Genomic DNA, 17,927 nt, shown 5'->3' on the forward strand with positions numbered 1-17,927 from the left:
CGCGGCCCCGCAGGGTGAGGGCGTGGGGGAGAGCTCGTGAGCCGCGTCGCGTCGGTGGTGCCGGTGCTGCCCGAGCACAGCTACCCGCAGGAGCAGATCACCGAGGCCCTGGCCGACCTCGTCTGCCCGCCCGGCTCCCCGGCCGCCTCGCGCGCGCCGCTGCTGCGCCGCCTGCACCGCTCCGGCGGCGTGCAGCGCCGCCACCTGGTCAGGCCACCGCAGGAGTACGCCGCCCTGGGCGGCTTCACCGGCGCCAACGACGCCTGGCTGCGCGACGGCGCAGCGCTCGGCCTGCAGGCCGCCCGCGGCGCCCTCGAGCAGGCGGGGCTGGCCGCCGACGACGTCGACCTGGTCCTGTTCACCACCGTCACGGGCGTCGCCGCGCCCTCCCTGGACGCCCGCGTCGCCGGGCCGCTCGGGCTGCGGCCCGACGTCAAGCGCCTGCCCCTGTTCGGGCTCGGGTGCGTCGCGGGCGCCTCCGGGCTGGCCCGGCTGCACGACCACCTCGTGGGGCACCCCGACGACGTCGTCCTGCTGCTGTCGGTGGAGCTGTGCTCGCTGACGGTGCAGCGCGACGACCCCTCCACCGCCAACCTCGTGGCCTCGGGGCTGTTCGGCGACGGCGCCGCCGCCGCCGTCCTCGTGGGGGAGCGGCGGGCCGCCGCGCTCGGGCTGGCCGACCGGGCGCGGGTCCCGCGCGTGGTGGCCACGCGCAGCCACCTGTACCCGGGCACCACCGACCTGCTCGGGTGGGACGTCGGCGGGACCGGCTTCCGCATCGTGCTGTCCGCCTCCCTCGCCGACGTCGTCGAGGCCCACCTCGCCGAGGACGTCAAGGGCCTGCTCGCCCCGGTGGGCCTCGACCGCGACGACGTCACCCGCTGGGTCGCCCACCCCGGTGGTCCCCGGGTGCTCGAGGCGGCCTCCCGCGCCCTGGACCTGCAGGAGGGGGCGCTGGCGCCCTCGTGGGAGTCCCTGGCGCGGGTGGGCAACCTCAGCTCGGCCTCGGTGCTGCACGTGCTCGCCGACGTGCTGGCCGCCGAGGCCCCCGGCGGGGGGCAGCAGCGCTGCGTGCTCTTCGCCCTGGGGCCCGGCTTCAGCGCCGAGCTGGTGCTCCTGGAGTGGTCCTCGTGAGCAGCGTCGGCTGGTACGCGCTGCTGCTGCTCGCGGTGGGGCTGTGGCGGCTGGTGGAGCTGGTCATCAGCCAGCGCAACCGCGCCTGGGCCCTGCAGCGCGGCGGTGTGGAGACCGGGCAGGGGCACTTCCCCGCCATGGCCGCGCTGCACACCGCGCTGCTGGCCGGCTGCCTGGTGGAGGTCCTCGTGGCCGGCAGGCCCTTCGTGCCGGCGCTCGGGTGGAGCATGCTCGCGGTGCTCGTGGTGACCCAGGCGCTGCGGATGTGGTGCATGCGCGCCCTGGGCCGGCAGTGGAACACCCGCGTGGTGGTGGTGCCCGGCATGCCCCGCGTCACCTCCGGCCCGTACCGGCTGCGCTGGCTGCCGCACCCGAACTACCTCGTGGTGGTCGTCGAGGGCGTGGCGCTGCCGCTGGTGCACACCGCCTGGGTCACCGCCGTGGTCTTCACGGTGCTCAACGCGGTGCTGCTGCTGCGCTACCGGATCCCCGCCGAGGAGGCGGCGCTCGCGCGCCTCCGCGACGTCCGGGCCTAGCCGTGCACGCCGGTGCCACCTTCCCCGGCTGGCCCGGGCCGGCCGGTGCCGGCCGGGTGGCGGACCTGGCCGTCGTGGGAGGCGGGCCGGTGGGCCTGGCGGCGGCGCTGCGGGCCGCCGGCGCGGGGCTGGACGTGGTGGTGGTGGAGCCCCGGGCCCGTGCGGCCGCCCCCGGGGCAGGGGGCCCGGGGCGCGTGCGGCTGGACCCGGTCGACAAGGCGTGCGGCGAGGGGCTCCTGCCCGGCGCGCTCGCGGAGGTGCTCGCGCTCGGCGTGGACCCCGCGGGGGCGGAGCTGACCGGGGTCGCCTACGTGCGCGACGGCGCGGCGGGCGGTGCCGGCGGCGGCGTGGGCCACGACTTCTCCGGCGGTCCGGGCCGCGGCGTGCGCCGCACGGTGCTGCACGCGGCCCTCGCGCAGCGGGCCGCGGCCTGCGGTGTGCCCGTGCTGCCCGGCAGGGTGGTCGACCTCGTCGAGGACGGTGCCCGCGTGCGGCTCGACGTCGTCGTCCCCGGCCCGGGGCCGGTGCTGCCGCTGGTCGCGCGGTGGGTGCTCGGTGCCGACGGCCTGCACTCCGCGGTGCGCCGGGCGGCGGGCCTGGACGGCCCCCCGGTGCGGCGCTCGGCGGTGAGGTTCGGGGTGCGGCGCCACGCCGGGGTGGCGCCGTGGAGCTCCCGCGTGGAGGTGCACTGGGGCCGCGGGGTGGAGGGCTACGTGACCCCCGTGGGCCCGCGCGAGGTGGGGGTGGCCCTGCTGGGGCCGCGCGGAGCGAGCTTCGAGGAGGGGCTGGCCCAGCTGCCGGGCCTGGCGGACCGGCTCGGCGGCGCCCCGTGGACGAGCGCGGCGCGCGGGGCGGGCCCGCTGCGCCAGCGGGTGCGGGCGGTGGGGCGCGGCAGGGTGCTGCTCGTCGGGGACGCCGCCGGGTACGTCGACGCGCTGACGGGGGAGGGGCTGCGCCTGGGCCTGGCGAGCGCGCGGCTGGCGGTGGAGGCCGTGACCGCGCACCGCGCGCGCTGGGTGGCGGGGGAGTACGCGGCGGCGTGGCGGGCGGGCACCCGCGCCCACCGGGCGCTGACGGCGGGACTGCTGGGCGCCTCCTCCTCCCCCGTCCTGCGCGCGGGGCTCCTGGCGGCGGCGTCGGCGTCCCCGCGCGCCTTCGGTGCGGTCGTGGAGCAGCTGGCCCGCTGACCGGGGGTGAGGCGGCGGAACCTCCAGCCGCCGCGCCGGTGGCTCAGGTGACGGCTGGGACGCATGGGGCCGGTGGGTCCTGGTCACGGTTGTGTGACGATCAGTCACGAAACGGACACGACGTGCATGAGCGGCGCCGGATCGGGGCATCGCCACCACCATGATGTGGATGGCCCTGGCGCTCCCCCCGCTCCTCCTGCCGGCGCTCCTCGGCTTCTCGCGCTTCGAGTCGCGCATGATGACCGCCTCGCCGCGCGCCGAGCGACCGGTCGCGGCCGCTGCGAGCGCTGACTGAGACCCGCCGTCCGGCACCGCGCGGCACCGTCCCAGCGCGGCGGCGCTGCTGGTGCCCCAGGCGGGACTCGAACCCGCGACCTACCGCTTAGGAGGCGGTTGCTCTTCCGCTGAGCTACCAGGGCGCAGGCCCCAGGGTAGCCGGGCGGGCGCCGCACCCCGCGCCGGTGGACACGGAGGACGCGGCGCACCGCGCGGTCGCGGCACCCACCAGCTGGGCGCACTAGCCTTTCCGGGTGACTCAAGGGCTGATGGGCGTGGCGGGCGGGGCTGCTGGTGCCGGAGCGGCCGGGTCGGGGCAGCAGCCGCCGGTGGCGTCCGGCGCCGGCGGGGACGAGGACGCCCCGCCGCAGACCGTGCAGCTGCCTGAGGACGGCGTCGACCAGGCCCCCGGCCGCCCGCAGACTCCCGCCGACCCCGGCGGCCGTCCCCGCACCGGCGGGTCCCACCGCGCCGGCGGCCCGCCGCCCGGCGGCCGCGGCCTGCAGGCGGCGCTGGCGGGCTGGCGCACCGAGCTCGCCTCCCTCGGCGGGCCCGAGCCGCTCATGAGCGCGGAGGACCTGCGCGACGGGTCCCTCGAGCTCGCCTCCGCCCACCCCTCCGGCGTGGCGCTGCTGCTCGCCGGCCGCCCCACCCGCCTGTCGCACCTGTTCCGCGAGACCGGCGCCCTGGAGGAGGCCCGCCGGCGCGCCCGCTCGATCCGCGGGGAGGCGGCGGCGCTGGCCGACGAGCACGGGCTGCAGGCCTGCGTGCTCGCCGTCGGCCTGGCGTCCTGGCGCGACGAGGCCAGCGGCACCACCGTGAGCACCCCGCTGCTGCTGCGCCCGGCGGAGCTGCACGCCCGCGGCGCCGGGCCCGTCGACTACGAGATCGGCCTGGGCGGGCCGGTGCGCACCAACCCCGCCCTGGTGCGCGAGCTGCAGCGCCGCGGCGTCCCGGTCGACCCCGCCGCGCTCGCGGCGCTGTCGGTGCACGCCCACGGCTTCGACCCCGCTCCGGCCCTGGAGCGCCTGAGGTCCCTGACCCGCGTCTCCGCCCCCGACATCCAGGTCAAGCCCGGCCTGCTCGTCACCGTGCTCGTCGACGTCGCCCGCTCCCTGGTCGCCGAGCTCGACCGCGCCGCCGACGACCTCTCCGGCTCCGACGTCGCCCTGGCCCTGGCCGGGGACGCCGGCGCGCGCACCCGCCTGCAGCGCCCCACCACCGCCGTCGAGCTGCCCGAGCGCGCCCGCGGGGTCGACCCCGACGACGTGCAGGTGCTCCCGCTGGACTCCTCCCAGCGGCGCGTGCTCGACACCGTGCTCGCCGGCCGCTCGGTGCGCATCGAGGCCGGCCCCGGCACCGGCGCGACCCAGGTGGCGGCCACCACCATCGCGGCGCTGGCCGCCACCGGCCGCAGCGTGCTGCTCGTGGCGGGCCAGCAGCAGGAGGCCGAGGACGTCGCCCGCCGCCTGGCCGCGCGCGGCCTGGGGGACCTGCTCGTCGACGCCTCGGGGTCGGTGGACCCCAACGCCACCGGACCGCTGCCCGTGCTGCCCGTCGAGGCACCCGGCGCCCTGCCCGCGGCAGCCCCGGGCGCCGGTGCCGCCGGTGCGGCCGGCGACGGCGACGTCGTCGCCGCCCTGGGCCGCCACCGCGCCGCCCTGCACACCCGCCGGGGCCCCTGGGGCGTCTCCGCGCTGGAGGCGATGACCGCCCTGGCGCTGCTGCCGCCGGGGCCCGACCCGGTCCGCCTGGCCCCCGCGGCGCTGCGCGCCATGGACGCGGCCGAGCGGGAGCGGGCGGCCGCCCAGCTGCGCGAGGCCGTCGACCTGGGCGCCCTGTCGGCCCGCGCCGGCGACACCGCCTGGTCCGGTGCCGCGCTGGCCGACCGCGCCGAGGCCGCCGAGGCCCTCGACGAGGCCCGCGCCCTGCGCGACGACCTGCTGCCGGCCCTGCGCCGCCAGGCCACGGCGCTGGCCGGCGGCAGCGGCCTGCGCGTGCCGGGCTGCGTGGCCGACGCCCAGGCCCAGCTCGACCTCCTCGCACGGGTGCGCGACTGCCTGGACGTCTTCCTGCCCGCCGTCTTCGAGCGGCCCCTGACGCCCCTCATCGACGCGACGGCGCCCCCCGCCCAGCGCGCCGCCGGTCCGCGCTACGGGGTCTTCGAGCGCCGCCGCCTCGAGCGCGCCGCGCGCGAGCTGGTCCGCCCCGGCCTGCTCCTGGAGGACCTCCACGGCTCGCTGGTGCGGGCCGAGCGGGCCCGCCTGGACTGGGAGGCCTGGCGCGCGGAGGACGCCGCCGGCGCGCCCCCGCGCGTGCCGCAGGGCGTGCCGGCCGCCGAGGTGGTCCTGGACCAGGTGGTGGCGCAGACCAGCGCCCTGTCGGCGGTGCTGGCCACCACCACCGGCGGTGGGGCGCTGGCCGACGAGCCGTGGCACGCGCTGGCCGAGCGCCTCGGTGCGCTGGTCGCCGACTCCGGCACCCTGGCCGACCTGCCCCAGCGGGCCTCCCTGCTGGCCGTGCTCGAGCAGCGGGGGCTGGTGCCGCTGCTGGAGGAGGCGCGGCGCCGCGGCCTCGACCCCGACCAGGCGGTGGTGGAGCTGCGCCGGTCCTGGTGGCGCTCCGTGCTGGACACGCTCGTGGCCGCAGACCCCGCGCTCGGCGGGCTCGACGCCGTCGGCCACGCCGAGGCCAGCGCAGCCCTCGCGGCGCAGGAGAAGCGCCGCCGGGCTGCCGCCGTGCACCGCGTGCGCGGCGCCACGGCCCTGTCGGCCAGCGCGCCGTGCCGCGTCAGCGGGCCGCTGGCCCTGTCCCTGGAGCTGGCCCCGGGACGCCGCTACGACGTGGTGCTCGTCCTGGCCGCCCACCGGGTGGGGGTGCCCGAGGCGGTGCTGGCCGCCTCCGCGGGTCGCCAGCTGGTGGTGGTGGGCGACCCCGGTGGCCCCACGCCGGTGCGCGTGGCGCCCCGCCGCGCCGACGAGGCCCCCCTGCCGCGCGGCTCGCGCCGCAGCGTCTTCGCCGCGCTGGAGCAGGTGCTGCCCACGGTGCGCCTGGCCTGGCAGCACCGCATGCCGGCCCAGCTCGCGGCCGTGGCCGGCGCCGTGCCGGGCACCACCACCGGTGAGCACGCCGTGCCCTGCCCGCCGGGGCGCCCGCCCGTGCGGCTGCGTCGCGTCAGCGACGTCACCGGGCGTCCCGACGCCGACGGCGTGGTGACCAGCCCCGACGGGGAGGTCGCCGCGGTGGTCGACCTCGTGCTCAGCCACGTGCGCGACCACCCGAACGAGTCCCTCGCCGTGGTGGCGCTGACCCGCCCCCACGCCCGCCGCATCGCCGACGCCGTGCGCGCGGCGCTGCCCTCGCGCCCGGAGCTGGCGGCCTTCCTGCGCCGCCGCCGCCGGGAGGGCTTCGTGGTCACCGACGTCGAGCGCTGCGCCGACACCGTCCGGGACGCCGTCGTCTTCTCCCTCGGGCTGGGCGTCACCCCGCTGGGCCGCTTCGTGCACCGCTTCGGCCCGCTGGACGACGCCGACGGCCACCGCTGGCTCGCCTCGGTGCTCACGCGCGCCCGCAAGCGGCTGACCGTGGTGAGCTGCGTGGCCGGGGAGGTGCTGGAGGCCTCGCAGTGCACCTCCACCGGCGCCTCCGCCCTGCGCCAGATGCTGCTGTCGCTGGAGGAGCCCCCCGCTGCCGACCCGCTGGACGCCCTGCGGGCGCTCACCGCCCCCCGGGGCGCCCTCGGACGGGCCGCGCCCGACCCGCTGCTGACCCGGCTGGCCGACCGCGTCAGCGGTCGCGGCGCCCGCGCGCTGGTCACCGGGGCGGTGCCCGACCTCGTCGTGCTGCCCGCCGGCAGCGACGGGCCCGCCGTCGCGGTGCTCACCGACATCCCCGCCGGCACCGACGACGACCCCGTCGGCGACCTCGTCCAGCGCGAGCTGGTGGTGCCCGAGCAGCTCGGGCACCTGGGGTGGTCCGTGGTGCGCGTCAGCGCCCGCGAGCTGTTCGACGACCCCACGGGCCCGGTCGCCGCCGTGCTGCGCGAGCTGGCCAGCGGTGCCTGAGGCCGCTGCGCCGCCGGCCGGGGGACGGCGGCCCGGCCGGCGCGGGCGGCGCGTGGTGGCCCCCCCGACCGGCGCACCCGGCCTCGACCACGAGCCGCCGGCCGACCGCGGGGACGGTGGGGACGGCTGGCTCGCTGGACCCGCCGGCGGCGGGCGCGCCGACGCCGAGGACGAGCGCCGCTGGGCGGCCGAGGCCGAGCGGCTGCGCAGCGAGCGCCCGCCCCACTGGGGCTGACCGCCCCCGCCGGCTCACGCGGCCCTGGCCAGCACCACGCCGGCAGCGCTGGCGGCCGCCACCCGGGCCGCGTCGGCCTCGTCCAGGGCCAGCACCACCGCGGTGCCGCCACCGCCTCCGCCGAGCAGCCCGGTGGTCACCTCGTCGCTGCTGACCACCAGCACGGTGGCGCTGGCCACGATGACCGCGCCCTCGTCACCGGCGGCCCCGTCGAGCGCCTCCGGCTGAGCCGGGGCAGCGGCGAGCACGGCCACCCGCGCCCCGGGGGAGAGCAGCTCTCCCGGCAGGGGCGAGGTGACGCCGACCGGCACGGCCACCTGCCCGGGCCGCAGCGAGGCGAGCACGTCGGCCCCGCTGAGCCGCACGTCGGTGATGACCTCCCCGGCGCGCACCGGAGCCGCCAGGTGCGCTCCGCCGGCGCGGGCGCCCCGGCCGAGGTCGTCGGGGCCCAGCGCTCCCCGGGGCACCGCTGAGGGGGGCAGCGACGCCGCGCGCACCCCGGGCGCCAGCGGTGCGCCGGCCGGCAGGTCGGAGGTCGCCACCAGCACCGCCACGCCCCCCGGAGGGGACTGCGGCGGCAGCACCGCCAGCACCACCAGGCCGGTGGCCGCCGCGAGCAGGAGCGCGGCGAGCGGGCGCCGGCAGCGGCGCAGCGCCCGGCGCAGGCGGCGCCCCGCTGCTCCCGGGGCCGCCGGCGCTGGTGCCCGGCGCTGGCGGGGCGGGGCGGGAGGGCGGGGGAGCGGGGGCTGCCAGGAGGTGGTGGTCACCGCCGCAGCGTGACCGCCGCAGCGTCCGCGCCCCGGCCGCGACCGCCGCGGCTGTGGACGGCCGGCAGGCGGAGGGGGCCTGTGGGCGGACCGCAGCACGACGCCCCGCCCGGCCGCTCGGCCCCGCGGGGTCAGGAGCTGCTGCTGGCGCTGCTCGCGGGCGCGGAGCTGCCGGAGGAGCCCGAGCCGCCCGAGGTGGACGACGTGGAGGATCCCGACGAGCCGGAGCCGCCCGAGGTGCTCGAGCTGCTGGAGGTCCCGGAGCCGTTGGAGGAGGACTCACCCGAGCCGGAGCCGGACCCGCCCGTGGAGCCGTTCTTGCCCTCGGAGCGGGAGTCGGTGCGGTAGAAGCCGCTGCCCTTGAAGACCACGCCCACGGCGTCGTAGCGCTTGCGAAGGCGCCCCGAGCACTCCGGGCACTCGGTCAGCGCCGGGTCGGAGAAGGACTGCCGGGCCTCGAGGCTGTGGCCGCAGGCGGTGCAGGTGTAGGCGTACGTGGGCACGACGGGGCTCCTCGGTTCACGACGACGACGGACCGGGAGCGCACCGGCTCGCGGTGAGCGCTGGCACTCGGACGGTCCGAGTGCCAATGCTAGCGCCGCGGGCGCCCGGCCCACGCCCCCACCGCCCGACCGGACGCCGCGCGGCGCCGGGGCGGTCAGGACCCGAGCGGTCAGGACCCGGGGCGCTCCCGGCCCGGCGGCGGGCGCAGCTCCGCCACGCGCGCGGCCCCCGGCGTCATCCACCCCGCCAGCCGGCCGCGCTCGGACAGGGCGCGCAGGCGCTCCTCGGTCAGCTCCCTGACCGCGGAGACCGCCACCACCAGCAGGTCGTCCCCGCGCTGCAGGGTGGTGGTGCGGGTGGGCACGCGCGGGCGCCCGTCCCGCACGAGCAGGGAGACCTCGGCGCCCTCGGGCAGGCGCAGCTCGAAGACCTCCAGGCCGTGCAGCTGCGAGCCCGGTCCCACCCTGACCTGCAGCACGTCGGCGCCGATCTCCTCCAGCGGGCTCGACTCCACCTCCAGGTCGCGCACCTCCGGCTCGCCCACCCCGAGGCGGCGCGCCACCCACGGCAGGGTCGGCGCCTGCACCAGCGTGAACGCCACGACCAGCACGAAGACCATCTCCACCACGCCCTCGGTGCCGGGCACCCCGGCGGCAGCGGGCACGGTGGCGAGCACGATGGGCACCGCACCGCGCAGGCCGCCCCAGCTCAGCAGCGCCTGGTCGCGCAGCGGCACCCGGAACCAGGACGTGGAGACCAGCACCGACAGCGGCCGCGCGAGCAGGAGCAGCGCGAAGCCGACCACCAGCGCGGGCACCACCTGCCCGGGCAGTCGCGAGGGCGAGACGAGCAGCCCGAGCATCACGAACAGGCCGATCTGCGCGAGCCAGCCGACGCCCTCGGCGAAGCCCCGGGTGGCGGGCCGGTGCGGCAGCTCGGCGTTGCCGAGCACCAGGCCCGCCAGGTACACGGCGATGAAGCCGGAGGCGTGCAGCTGGGTGCCCAGGCCGTAGGCGAGCGCGCACACGGCCAGCACGGTGATCGGGTAGAGGCCGGAGGCCGGCAGGGCCACCCGCCGCAGTCCCAGCGCCCCCAGCCAGCCCAGCGCCAGCCCGACCGCGGCGCCGCCGACCAGCTCCGCCCCGGCCTCCAGCACGAGCAGGCCCCACCCGTGGGAGGTGTCCCCGGCGACCACCGCGGTCAGGGAGACCACGGCGATGACCACGGGGGCGTCGTTGAAGCCCGACTCCGCCTCCAGCAGGCCGCCCAGGCGGCTGGGCAGCGGGGCGCGGCGCAGCACGGAGAACACCGCCGCCGCGTCGGTGGAGGAGACCACGGCGCCGAGCAGCATGCCGGTGGCCCAGTCGGTGCCCAGGGCCAGGCGCGCCACCGCCGCGACCACCAGCACCGAGACCGCCGTGCCCAGCGTCGCCAGCAGCGCCGCCGGCGCGATGGACGCCCGGATCGAGGACCACCGTGTGGTGAGCCCGCCCTCGGCCAGGATGAGCACCAGCGCGGCGTAGCCCAGCACCTGCGTGAGGTCGTAGTCGCGGAACTGGATGCCCAGCCCGGACTCGCCGATCGCCACGCCGAGCGCCAGGTACAGCAGCAGCGAGGGCGTGCCCGTGCCCACCGACAGCCGCACCGCGAAGACGGCCGCCACCAGCACCAGGGAGCCGACGAGCACCGCGAGGTCGAGGTCGTCGACCGTCATGCGGGGCCTCCCGTCGAGGTTCCGGCGGCGGCTGGGCGGCGCGCGAGGTGGGTGTGAGCGCACCGTACTGGCGCTGAGGTCCCTCCTCGTGACGACCACCCGAGATCGGTGTGCACGGGACCGTCGGGGCTCCCGGCGCCGGGCGCCCGTGCCTCCACCCTTCGGAGCACTGCCGTGAGCTGTCGCACCTCTGGCGCGAGCTGTCGGAACCGCGCCCCCGTTCCGACGCATCGCGCCGGGGTTCCGACACGTCCGGGCGGGTCGGCTCCCGGCCAGGGGCCGCAGGCCTCGACGACGGCGACGGGCACCACCACCCCCGCGGGCGGTGCGCTCAGGGCAGGCGGGTCCAGCCGGCGGGGGTCAGGGCCGCGTCCACGGGGACGTCGTGGGCCTCGCGCGGCAGCGCCCCCGCCTCCAGCAGCTCGCCGTCGCCCACCACGGCGGCCAGCAGCGGGCGCCCCGGCGAGCCGGCCGGCGGCAGCGACGCCAGCGTCCTGTCGTAGTGGCCGCCGCCCTGCCCCAGGCGCGTCCCGCTGCGGTCCACCGCCAGCGCCGGCAGCAGCACCACCTGCGCTCCGCCCGCCCCCGAGGGCCACGCCCCGCCGCCGTCGACGCGCCACGCCAGGGCCGAGGCGGGCCCCACCACCACCGGCAGGACGACGACGACGCCGCGCGCGGCCAGCGCCGCCCGCAGGCCGCGGGTGCCCGGCTCGGTGGGCAGCGACTCGTACAGCGCCACCACCGCGCCCGGCGCCAGCGCCGCCAGCGGCGAGCCCGGGCCGAGCCCCGCGCGGGCGAGCGCGGCATCGAGGGCGGCGCGCTCGCCGTCGTCGCGGGCGCGCCGGGCCGCGCGGACGCGGGCGCGCAGCGCGACCTTGGCCGCCGCCCCGCCGCCGGCGCCGCCCGTGCCGCCCGTGCCGCCGGTCCCGTCCACGGTCGGCGATCCTCCTCCCCGCCCCGATAGCCTCCCCGCATGAGCCCTGCTGGCACGCCCGCCGGACCCCGCCCGATCCGCAAGGCGGTCATCCCCGCCGCCGGCCTGGGCACCCGCTTCCTGCCCTTCACCAAGTCGACGCCCAAGGAGATGCTCCCGGTCGTCGACAAGCCCGCCATCCAGTACGTCGTGGAGGAGGCCGTCTCCGCGGGCCTGACCGACGTGCTGCTCGTGGTGGGCCGCACCAAGCGCCCGCTGGAGGACCACTTCGACGTCGTCCCCGAGCTCGAGGCGAACCTCGAGGCCAAGGGCGACGCCGGGAAGCTCGCCCTCGTGCACGAGACCACCGAGCTCGCCGACGTCCACTACGTGCGCCAGCACCAGGCCAAGGGCCTGGGCCACGCGGTGCTCACCGGCAAGGCGCACGTGGGCGACGAGCCGTTCGCGGTGCTCCTCGGCGACGACCTCATCGACGAGCGCGACCCGCTGCTCGCCCGCCTGGTGCAGGTGCAGGCCGAGCACGGTGGCTCCGTGGTGGCGCTGCTGGAGGTGCCGCCGGAGAACGTCGGGATGTACGGCTGCGCCGAGCTCGTCGACGACCCCTCCACCGAGGGGGAGGGCGACGTCGTCACCCTCAAGGGCATGGTCGAGAAGCCCGACCCGGCCGACGCGCCCAGCAACCTCGCCGTCATCGGGCGCTACGTGCTGCACCCGGCCGTCTTCGAGGTGCTGGAGCAGACCGCGCCCGGCAAGGGCGGCGAGATCCAGCTGACCGATGCCCTGGAGACCCTCGCGGGCATGCCGGCGGAGGCCGGCGGCGGGCTGCGCGGCGTGGTCTTCCGCGGCCGCCGCTACGACACCGGCGACAAGCTCGACTACCTCAAGGCCGTGGTGCGCCTGGCCTCGGGCCGCGAGGACCTCGGCGGGGACTTCAACGCCTGGCTGTCGGAGTGGGTGGCCTCCGGCTTCGACACCGAGCAGCCCACGCACAGCACCGGCGGCGCCCCGGCCCAGCAGGCCTGAGCCCGGATGCGCACGGTCGAGGAGCACCTGGCCGCCTGCCTGGCTGCTGTCTCCCCCCTCGCCCCCGTCGAGCTGGGCCTGCTGGACGCCGTCGACTGCGTGCTCGCCGAGGACGTCGTCGCGACGGGCTCCCTGCCCGCCTTCGACGGCTCGGCGATGGACGGCTACGCCGTCCGCCACGCCGACGTCGCCGGGGCCGGGCCGGCGGCACCCGTCTCCCTGCCCGTGGTCGCGGACCTGACGGCGGGCGTGCGCGACGTCGCGCCGCTGGCCGCGGGCGCGGCCGCGCGCATCATGACCGGCGCGCCAGTGCCCCCGGGCGCCACCGCGGTGGTGCCGGTGGAGGACACCGACGGCGGCGTGGCCACCGTGCTGGTGCGCCGCGCGGTCCCCGAGGGGCTGCACGTGCGCCGCGCCGGGGAGGACGTGCGGCCCGGCACCACGCTGGTCGCGGCCGGCACCCGCCTGTCGGTGCGGCACGTCGCGCTGCTGGCGGCGGTCGGCCGCGAGCGCGCCCGCGTGCTGCCCGCACCGCGGGTGGCGGTGCTCAGCACGGGCAGCGAGCTGGTCGAGCCGGGCCGCCCCGCCGGGTTCGGCCAGGTGGTGGACGCCAACTCCACGGCCCTGACCGCCGCCGCGCGCGACGTCGGGGCCCGCGCCACCCGGGTGGGCATCGTCGACGACGACCCCCAGCGCCTCATGACCGTGCTGGAGGACCAGCTGGAGGGCGCCGACGTCATCATCACCTCCGGCGGCGTCAGCGCCGGGGCCTACGACGTGGTCAAGGAGGTGCTCAGCCGCCTGGGCACCGTCGAGTTCACCAGGGTGGCCATGCAGCCGGGCATGCCGCAGGGCCTGGGCGTGCTCACCCGCGGCGCCCGCAGCGTGCCGATCTTCACCCTGCCCGGCAACCCCGTCAGCGCCTACGTCTCCTTCGAGGTGTTCGTGAGGCCGGCGCTGCGCCGGGTGCTCGGCGAGGCCGAGCTGCACCGCCCCACGGTGGTCGCCACGGCCACCCAGGGCTGGTCCAGCCCGCCCGGCAAGCGCCAGTTCACCCGCGCCGTCGTCACCACCGACGACGACGGCCGGCCCCGGGTCCGCCCCGCCAGCGGGCCCGGCTCCCACCTCGTGCACGGCCTGGCGGGCGCCAACGCGCTCGCGGTGACGGGGGAGGACACCACCTCGGTGGAGCCCGGCGACGTCGTGCGGTGCATGCTGCTCGAGCGCGGGCGACGATGAGGCCATGAGCCACCAGAGGGGCTTCCCCCACCTCGACGCCGGCGGCAACGCCCGCATGGTCGACGTCACCGGCAAGGACGTGACGGTGCGCGAGGCCCGCGCCGAGGGGTTCGTGGTCTGCTCGCCCGAGGTGGTGGCGGCCCTGCGCGACGGCACGGTGCCCAAGGGCGACGCCCTCGCGGTGGCCCGCATCGCCGGCATCCAGGCTGCCAAGCGGACCCCGGAACTGGTGCCGCTGGCGCACCCGGTGGCCGTGCACGCCGTCGACGTCGTGGCCGAGGTCGGCGAGCAGGGCGTGGCGCTCATGGCCACCGTCCGCACCGCCGACCGCACCGGGGTGGAGATGGAGGCCCTGACCGCCGTCGCGGTGGCGGGCCTGGCGCTGGTGGACATGGTCAAGGGCCTGGACCGGCGCGCGGAGATCACCGGGGTGCGCGTGGTCGCCAAGAGCGGGGGGCGCTCGGGTGACTGGCACCGCTGAGGCCCCTCCGTCCGGGGTCGTGGACGCACGGCCACCCCGGTCGCTGGTCATCACCGTCAGCAACCGGGCGGCGGCCGGCGTCTACGAGGACACCGCCGGCCCGGTGCTGGTCGAGGGCCTGCGCGGGGCGGGCCTCGCGGTGGACGGCCCGCAGGTGGTCCGCGACGGAGGGCCCGTGGGCGAGGCCCTGCGGGCGGCCGTGGCCGCCGGGTACGACGTCGTCGTCACCACCGGCGGCACCGGGCTGAACCCCCACGACCAGACCCCCGAGCAGACGGCGCCCCTGCTCGAGCGCCAGGTGCCCGGCATCGCCGAGGCGCTGCGCGCGGCCGGGCTGGCCAAGGGGGTCCCGACCGCCGCGCTCTCGCGGGGGCTCGCCGGGACGGCGGGGCGCACGCTGGTGGTCAACGTCGCCGGCTCCCCGGGGGCGTGCCGCGACGCCGTGGAGGTGCTGGCCGCGGTCCTGCCGCACGCCGTCGACCAGCGCCGCGGCGGGGACCACCCCCGCCACCCCGACCACCCCGACCACCGGCACGAGCGACCGGAGCCGTGACCGGCGCCGGCTGGCCCGCCGTCCTGGCCGACGGCGACGTGGTGCTGCGCCCCCTGCGCGTGCGCGACGGGGCGGCCTGGCGCTCGGTGCGCGCGGCCAACGCGCAGTGGCTGCGTCCCTGGGAGGCCACCAACCCCGACGGCGCCCCGCCGGTGCGCACCTTCGCCGGGCTGGTCTGGGAGCTGTCGCGCCAGGGCAGGTCGGGGACGGCGATGCCCTTCGCCCTCGAGGTCGGCGGCCGCTTCGCCGGGCAGGTCACCGTGGGCGGCATCACCTGGGGCGCGATGCGCTCGGCGCACGTCGGCTACTGGATCGACGGCCGCCTGGCCGGGCGCGGGACCGTGCCGCTGGCGGTGGCGCTGGTGGTCGACCACTGCCTGCGGGTGGGGCTGCACCGCCTGGAGGTGAACATCCGGCCCGAGAACGCCGCGAGCCTGCGGGTGGTGGAGAAGCTCGGCTTCCGCGACGAGGGGCTGCGCGAGCGCTTCCTGCACATCGACGGCGCCTGGCGCGACCACCGGACGTTCGCGCTGACCCGCGAGGACCTGCCCGAGGGCCTGCTCGCCCGCTACCGCGCCGGCCACCCCTGACGCGCGCCCTCCCGCGTCCCGCAGCCGGGCGCCCGGTTGCGAGGGGCGGGCGGCGGGCTCATCCGAAGACGGTCCGCAGCAGCTCCACCACCCGAGGCTGGCCGGCGTCGGCGCTGTCCAGCACGGGCAGCAGCCCCCACCTGTCGAAGGCGGTGCACGGGTGCGACAGGCCCAGGCGCACCACGTCGCCGACGGCCAGGTGCTCGGCGTCCCCGGTCAGGCGCAGGAAGGCGTGCTGGTCGTTCAGGGCGGTCACCGCGGCGCTGCCGGGCTGCAGGGGCTGCGCCGGGGCCGTGCCACCGCGGCGCACCGCCTGCGGCACGGGCAGGCCCTCGTCGAAGGGCAGGTCGCGCTTGCCGGCGTCCAGCAGCGCCAGTCCGGGCTCGGGACGGGAGACGACCCGGGCCCACCCGTGCAGACCGGCCCGCAGCGCCGGGCCGGCGCCGCGCGTGGCCGGGGTGACGCTGGCGTAGAAGCCGTCGTCGTGGGCGGCGCTGGCACCGGCGCGCACCACCACGCGGGTGGCGGGCCCGGCCTCGCCGAGCGGGTCGTGCAGGTCGGCCAGCTCCTCGGCGACGAGGTCGAAGTACGCGCTGCCGCCCGCCGAGACCACGGTGGCGTCGGCCCCGCCGCCCCGGCCGGCCAGCAGGCCCTCCTGCCCGAGCTGGCCGTGCAGCGCGCGCAGCGCCCGCAGCCAGGTGCGCACCACCTCCAGCGACGCCGGCTGCGCGTCGTGGACGAGCGCTCCCTCGTAGCCGGCCACGCCGGCCAGCCGCAGTCCCGGGGCCGCCGCCACCGCGCGGGCCGTGGCGAGCGCGGCCTGCAGCGTCCGGGCCCCGGTGCGCCGGCCCGGGGCCCCCAGCTCCACGAGGACGTCGAGGGGCGGGGAGCCGGCGCCGTCGTCCGCCCCGCTGCGGGCGCGGGCGGCGGCGGTCGCCGCGACGACGTCCTCGCCGTCGGCCCAGGCCAGCACCCGCAGCGCCGCGCCGTCCGGGCCCGTGCCCGTGCCCGCAGAGGCCAGCGCGGCCGCGGCCAGCGCGTGGACGCGGGCGTCGAGCAGCGGACCGGCCACCAGCACCCTGGGCACCGCCGCGTCCAGCGCCACCGCGAGCTGCCAGGGCGTGGCCACCGTCACCGCCCACGCGCCCGCCGCCAGCTGGGCCCGCCACAGCGCCGGCGCCATGCTCGTCTTGCCGTGCGGCGCGAGGTCCACCCCGCGCGGACCGGCGCCGCGGGCCCACGCCGCCATCGCGGCGGTGTTCTGCGCCACCGCCCCGGCGTCCACGGTGACCACCGGGGTCGGCAGGTCGGCGAGCCCGGGGGCCGAGGCCACCCACTCCGCGCCGGTGGTGCCCCACGCCGACACCGGCACCGCCTTGGCCCACGGGCCGAGCACCCCGACGGCGTCCGCGTCGAGCCTCACGGGACCACCGCCGCCCTCGGCGGGACGGCCCTCCCGGACGGCCCGCGCCCTCCCGCGGTGCAGCGGCCAGCGGCGCTCAGGTGCCTCACCCGCCGACCCTAGGCCCGGGGCGGTGCGGGTTGCGGTTCGGTCACGGCGAGCGCGGGGGCGGGGACGAACCCGGACGGATGCGGACACGAATCACACGAGTCACAGAAGACACACGAGCAACGTGGTTCACGGGAGTCCCGGAAACCCCTAGAGTATCGGCGTGGGCAGCAGCGGACTCCTCCTCCTGGGGATCGTGGCGCTGTGGGTGTTCGGGGCCGTCCCGCACTGGGTGCAGCGCCGTGAGCAGCTCGCAGCGGCCTGGCGCGCCGAGGCCTCCGAGGAGGAGCTGCGGCTGCTCGAGCGCCGCGAGCTCACCCGGACGACGTCGGCGCCGGTGCGCAGCACCGGGCGCCTGCTGGCGGCCCCGCGCGCCGCCACCGGCACGGCTCCCACGGGGAAGGGGAGCCTGCCGGTGGCCCAGCCCCGGCCGCAGGCCGCTCCCGCGCGCACCGGTCCGAGCAGACCCGCCGTCCTCGCGCCGGCGGCGCACCGCTCCGGCCCGGCGCCGCGCCTGACCAGCCCCGCCGCTCGCCGCACCGCCGCCCCGGCCGCGCTCCTTCTCGCCGTCACCGGCCTGGTGGCCGCTGCCCCCGCGCTGCTCGCCGTGCTCGGCGCGGTGCCGCTCGCGGTGGCGCCGGCGGGCCTGCTGGCCCTCGGCGCGGGCCTGCTGGTGGTCCGCCGCCGGGCCGCGGTGCGCCAGCGCGCCGCCGAGCTCGAGGCCCTGCGCGCCGGGCAGGCGCGCACCCGCGCCGCGCAGCAGCGCGCCGCGCAGCGGCGCGACGCCGAGGGCCGGGCCGCCGCTGCGGCCCGCGCCGCCTCGGCCAGCGCGGCCGCAGCGGCCGCCACCTTCGCCGCGGAGCGCGCCGCCGAGCGCGCCGCCCGGGCGCCGCAGCCCGCCGCTGCCGCGCCCCGCCGCCGCGCGGTCGGCGAGTAGGGACGCCGCGCGGTGGGCGAGGAGGGCCGCCAGCGGCGCACGGCCGGGTGGTAACGTTCTGACGTCCTACGGGGCTGTGGCGCAATTGGTAGCGCACCTCGGTCGCATCGAGGGGGTTAGGGGTTCGAGTCCCCTCAGCTCCACCAGGAGGAGAGGGGCGGCCCCCCGGGGGGGGCGGCCCACGCGCGCGCCCCGGGCCAGCGGCGCCGGAGGGGGGTCGGGGGCGCTGCGCGCGCCCCCCCG

17 protein-coding genes and 2 tRNA genes are annotated in these 17,927 nt (G+C 79.1%); 13 read left to right on the forward strand and 6 right to left on the reverse strand.

Going from position 1 to position 17,927, the window contains the following annotated elements:
• The first annotated feature begins 36 nt into the window (after nucleotides 1-36).
• The 4 genes from ACUN9U_RS12480 (at nucleotide 37) to ACUN9U_RS12495 (ending at nucleotide 3,152) form a co-directional block, all read left to right on the forward strand.
• Entirely contained in the window at nucleotides 37-1,134 is a 1,098-nt protein-coding gene (locus ACUN9U_RS12480; protein WP_445485315.1) for a type III polyketide synthase, read from the forward strand.
• Nucleotides 1,131-1,670, forward strand: coding sequence for an isoprenylcysteine carboxyl methyltransferase family protein (locus ACUN9U_RS12485; RefSeq protein WP_445485316.1), 540 nt, complete (start codon nucleotides 1,131-1,133; stop codon nucleotides 1,668-1,670). The genes ACUN9U_RS12480 and ACUN9U_RS12485 overlap by 4 nt, the downstream gene beginning before the upstream one ends.
• A 2-nt stretch (nucleotides 1,671-1,672) precedes the next feature.
• A complete protein-coding gene (locus ACUN9U_RS12490; RefSeq protein WP_445485317.1) occupies nucleotides 1,673-2,857 on the forward strand; it encodes an NAD(P)/FAD-dependent oxidoreductase in 1,185 nt (394 codons plus the stop codon).
• A gap of 169 nt (nucleotides 2,858-3,026) precedes the next feature.
• A complete protein-coding gene (locus ACUN9U_RS12495; protein ID WP_445485318.1) occupies nucleotides 3,027-3,152 on the forward strand; it encodes a hypothetical protein in 126 nt (41 codons plus the stop codon).
• Nucleotides 3,153-3,201: 49 nt separating this feature from the next.
• Here the strand turns inward: ACUN9U_RS12495 and ACUN9U_RS12500 are convergent.
• Nucleotides 3,202-3,276 (reverse strand) — tRNA-Arg (locus tag ACUN9U_RS12500).
• Nucleotides 3,277-3,387: 111 nt separating this feature from the next.
• Between ACUN9U_RS12500 and ACUN9U_RS12505 the strand changes: the two genes are divergently transcribed.
• Both ACUN9U_RS12505 and ACUN9U_RS12510 read left to right on the forward strand, forming a co-directional pair.
• Nucleotides 3,388-7,197 (forward strand): DUF4011 domain-containing protein, encoded by a 3,810-nt coding sequence (locus tag ACUN9U_RS12505; protein ID WP_445485319.1) that lies wholly within the window; start codon nucleotides 3,388-3,390, stop codon nucleotides 7,195-7,197.
• 55 nt (nucleotides 7,198-7,252) lie between these two features.
• Nucleotides 7,253-7,432: a hypothetical protein gene (locus ACUN9U_RS12510; RefSeq protein WP_445485320.1), complete on the forward strand. Its 180-nt coding sequence runs from the start codon at nucleotides 7,253-7,255 to the stop codon at nucleotides 7,430-7,432.
• A gap of 14 nt (nucleotides 7,433-7,446) precedes the next feature.
• On the opposite strand, the gene ACUN9U_RS12515 is transcribed toward ACUN9U_RS12510, so the two are convergent.
• The 4 genes from ACUN9U_RS12515 to ACUN9U_RS12530 all read right to left on the reverse strand — a co-directional run bounded on the left by ACUN9U_RS12515 (nucleotide 7,447) and on the right by ACUN9U_RS12530 (nucleotide 11,351).
• Nucleotides 7,447-8,199 carry a hypothetical protein gene (locus ACUN9U_RS12515; RefSeq protein ID WP_445485321.1) on the reverse strand — a complete coding sequence of 251 codons (753 nt, stop codon included), beginning with the start codon at nucleotides 8,197-8,199 and terminating at the stop codon, nucleotides 7,447-7,449.
• A 131-nt stretch (nucleotides 8,200-8,330) separates the two neighbouring features.
• Nucleotides 8,331-8,702: an FmdB family zinc ribbon protein gene (locus tag ACUN9U_RS12520; RefSeq protein WP_445485322.1), complete on the reverse strand. Its 372-nt coding sequence runs from the start codon at nucleotides 8,700-8,702 to the stop codon at nucleotides 8,331-8,333.
• Between the two features lie 170 nt (nucleotides 8,703-8,872).
• Nucleotides 8,873-10,417 (reverse strand): potassium/proton antiporter, encoded by a 1,545-nt coding sequence (locus ACUN9U_RS12525; protein ID WP_445485323.1) that lies wholly within the window; start codon nucleotides 10,415-10,417, stop codon nucleotides 8,873-8,875.
• Between the two features lie 331 nt (nucleotides 10,418-10,748).
• Entirely contained in the window at nucleotides 10,749-11,351 is a 603-nt protein-coding gene (locus tag ACUN9U_RS12530; RefSeq protein WP_445485324.1) for a 5-formyltetrahydrofolate cyclo-ligase, read from the reverse strand.
• A gap of 39 nt (nucleotides 11,352-11,390) precedes the next feature.
• On the opposite strand from ACUN9U_RS12530, the gene ACUN9U_RS12535 reads away from it, so the two are divergent.
• From ACUN9U_RS12535 to ACUN9U_RS12555, 5 genes are read left to right on the forward strand one after another with little or no spacing between them, the layout of a single operon-like run.
• Entirely contained in the window at nucleotides 11,391-12,374 is a 984-nt protein-coding gene (locus ACUN9U_RS12535) for a UTP--glucose-1-phosphate uridylyltransferase (protein WP_445485325.1), read from the forward strand.
• A 6-nt stretch (nucleotides 12,375-12,380) separates the two neighbouring features.
• Nucleotides 12,381-13,613 carry a molybdotransferase-like divisome protein Glp gene (gene glp, locus ACUN9U_RS12540; RefSeq protein WP_445485326.1) on the forward strand — a complete coding sequence of 411 codons (1,233 nt, stop codon included), beginning with the start codon at nucleotides 12,381-12,383 and terminating at the stop codon, nucleotides 13,611-13,613.
• Between the two features lie 4 nt (nucleotides 13,614-13,617).
• Complete coding sequence (moaC, locus tag ACUN9U_RS12545) at nucleotides 13,618-14,094, forward strand: cyclic pyranopterin monophosphate synthase MoaC (protein ID WP_445485327.1); 477 nt, start codon at nucleotides 13,618-13,620, stop codon at nucleotides 14,092-14,094.
• A 19-nt stretch (nucleotides 14,095-14,113) separates the two neighbouring features.
• Nucleotides 14,114-14,647 carry a MogA/MoaB family molybdenum cofactor biosynthesis protein gene (locus tag ACUN9U_RS12550; RefSeq protein WP_445485328.1) on the forward strand — a complete coding sequence of 178 codons (534 nt, stop codon included), beginning with the start codon at nucleotides 14,114-14,116 and terminating at the stop codon, nucleotides 14,645-14,647.
• On the forward strand, nucleotides 14,644-15,237 hold the full coding sequence (locus tag ACUN9U_RS12555) for a GNAT family N-acetyltransferase (RefSeq protein ID WP_445485329.1): 594 nt from the start codon (nucleotides 14,644-14,646) through the stop codon (nucleotides 15,235-15,237). The genes ACUN9U_RS12550 and ACUN9U_RS12555 overlap by 4 nt, the downstream gene beginning before the upstream one ends.
• A 58-nt stretch (nucleotides 15,238-15,295) precedes the next feature.
• Here ACUN9U_RS12555 and ACUN9U_RS12560 read toward each other — a convergent pair whose 3' ends face one another.
• Entirely contained in the window at nucleotides 15,296-16,660 is a 1,365-nt protein-coding gene (locus ACUN9U_RS12560; protein WP_445485330.1) for an amino acid deaminase, read from the reverse strand.
• 250 nt (nucleotides 16,661-16,910) lie between these two features.
• On the opposite strand from ACUN9U_RS12560, the gene ACUN9U_RS12565 reads away from it, so the two are divergent.
• Both ACUN9U_RS12565 and ACUN9U_RS12570 read left to right on the forward strand, forming a co-directional pair.
• Complete coding sequence (locus tag ACUN9U_RS12565) at nucleotides 16,911-17,684, forward strand: hypothetical protein (RefSeq protein WP_445485331.1); 774 nt, start codon at nucleotides 16,911-16,913, stop codon at nucleotides 17,682-17,684.
• Nucleotides 17,685-17,754: 70 nt separating this feature from the next.
• A tRNA-Ala gene (locus ACUN9U_RS12570) sits at nucleotides 17,755-17,830 on the forward strand.
• Nucleotides 17,831-17,927 lie beyond the last annotated feature (97 nt).

This window comes from Quadrisphaera sp. KR29, from assembly GCF_052644995.1.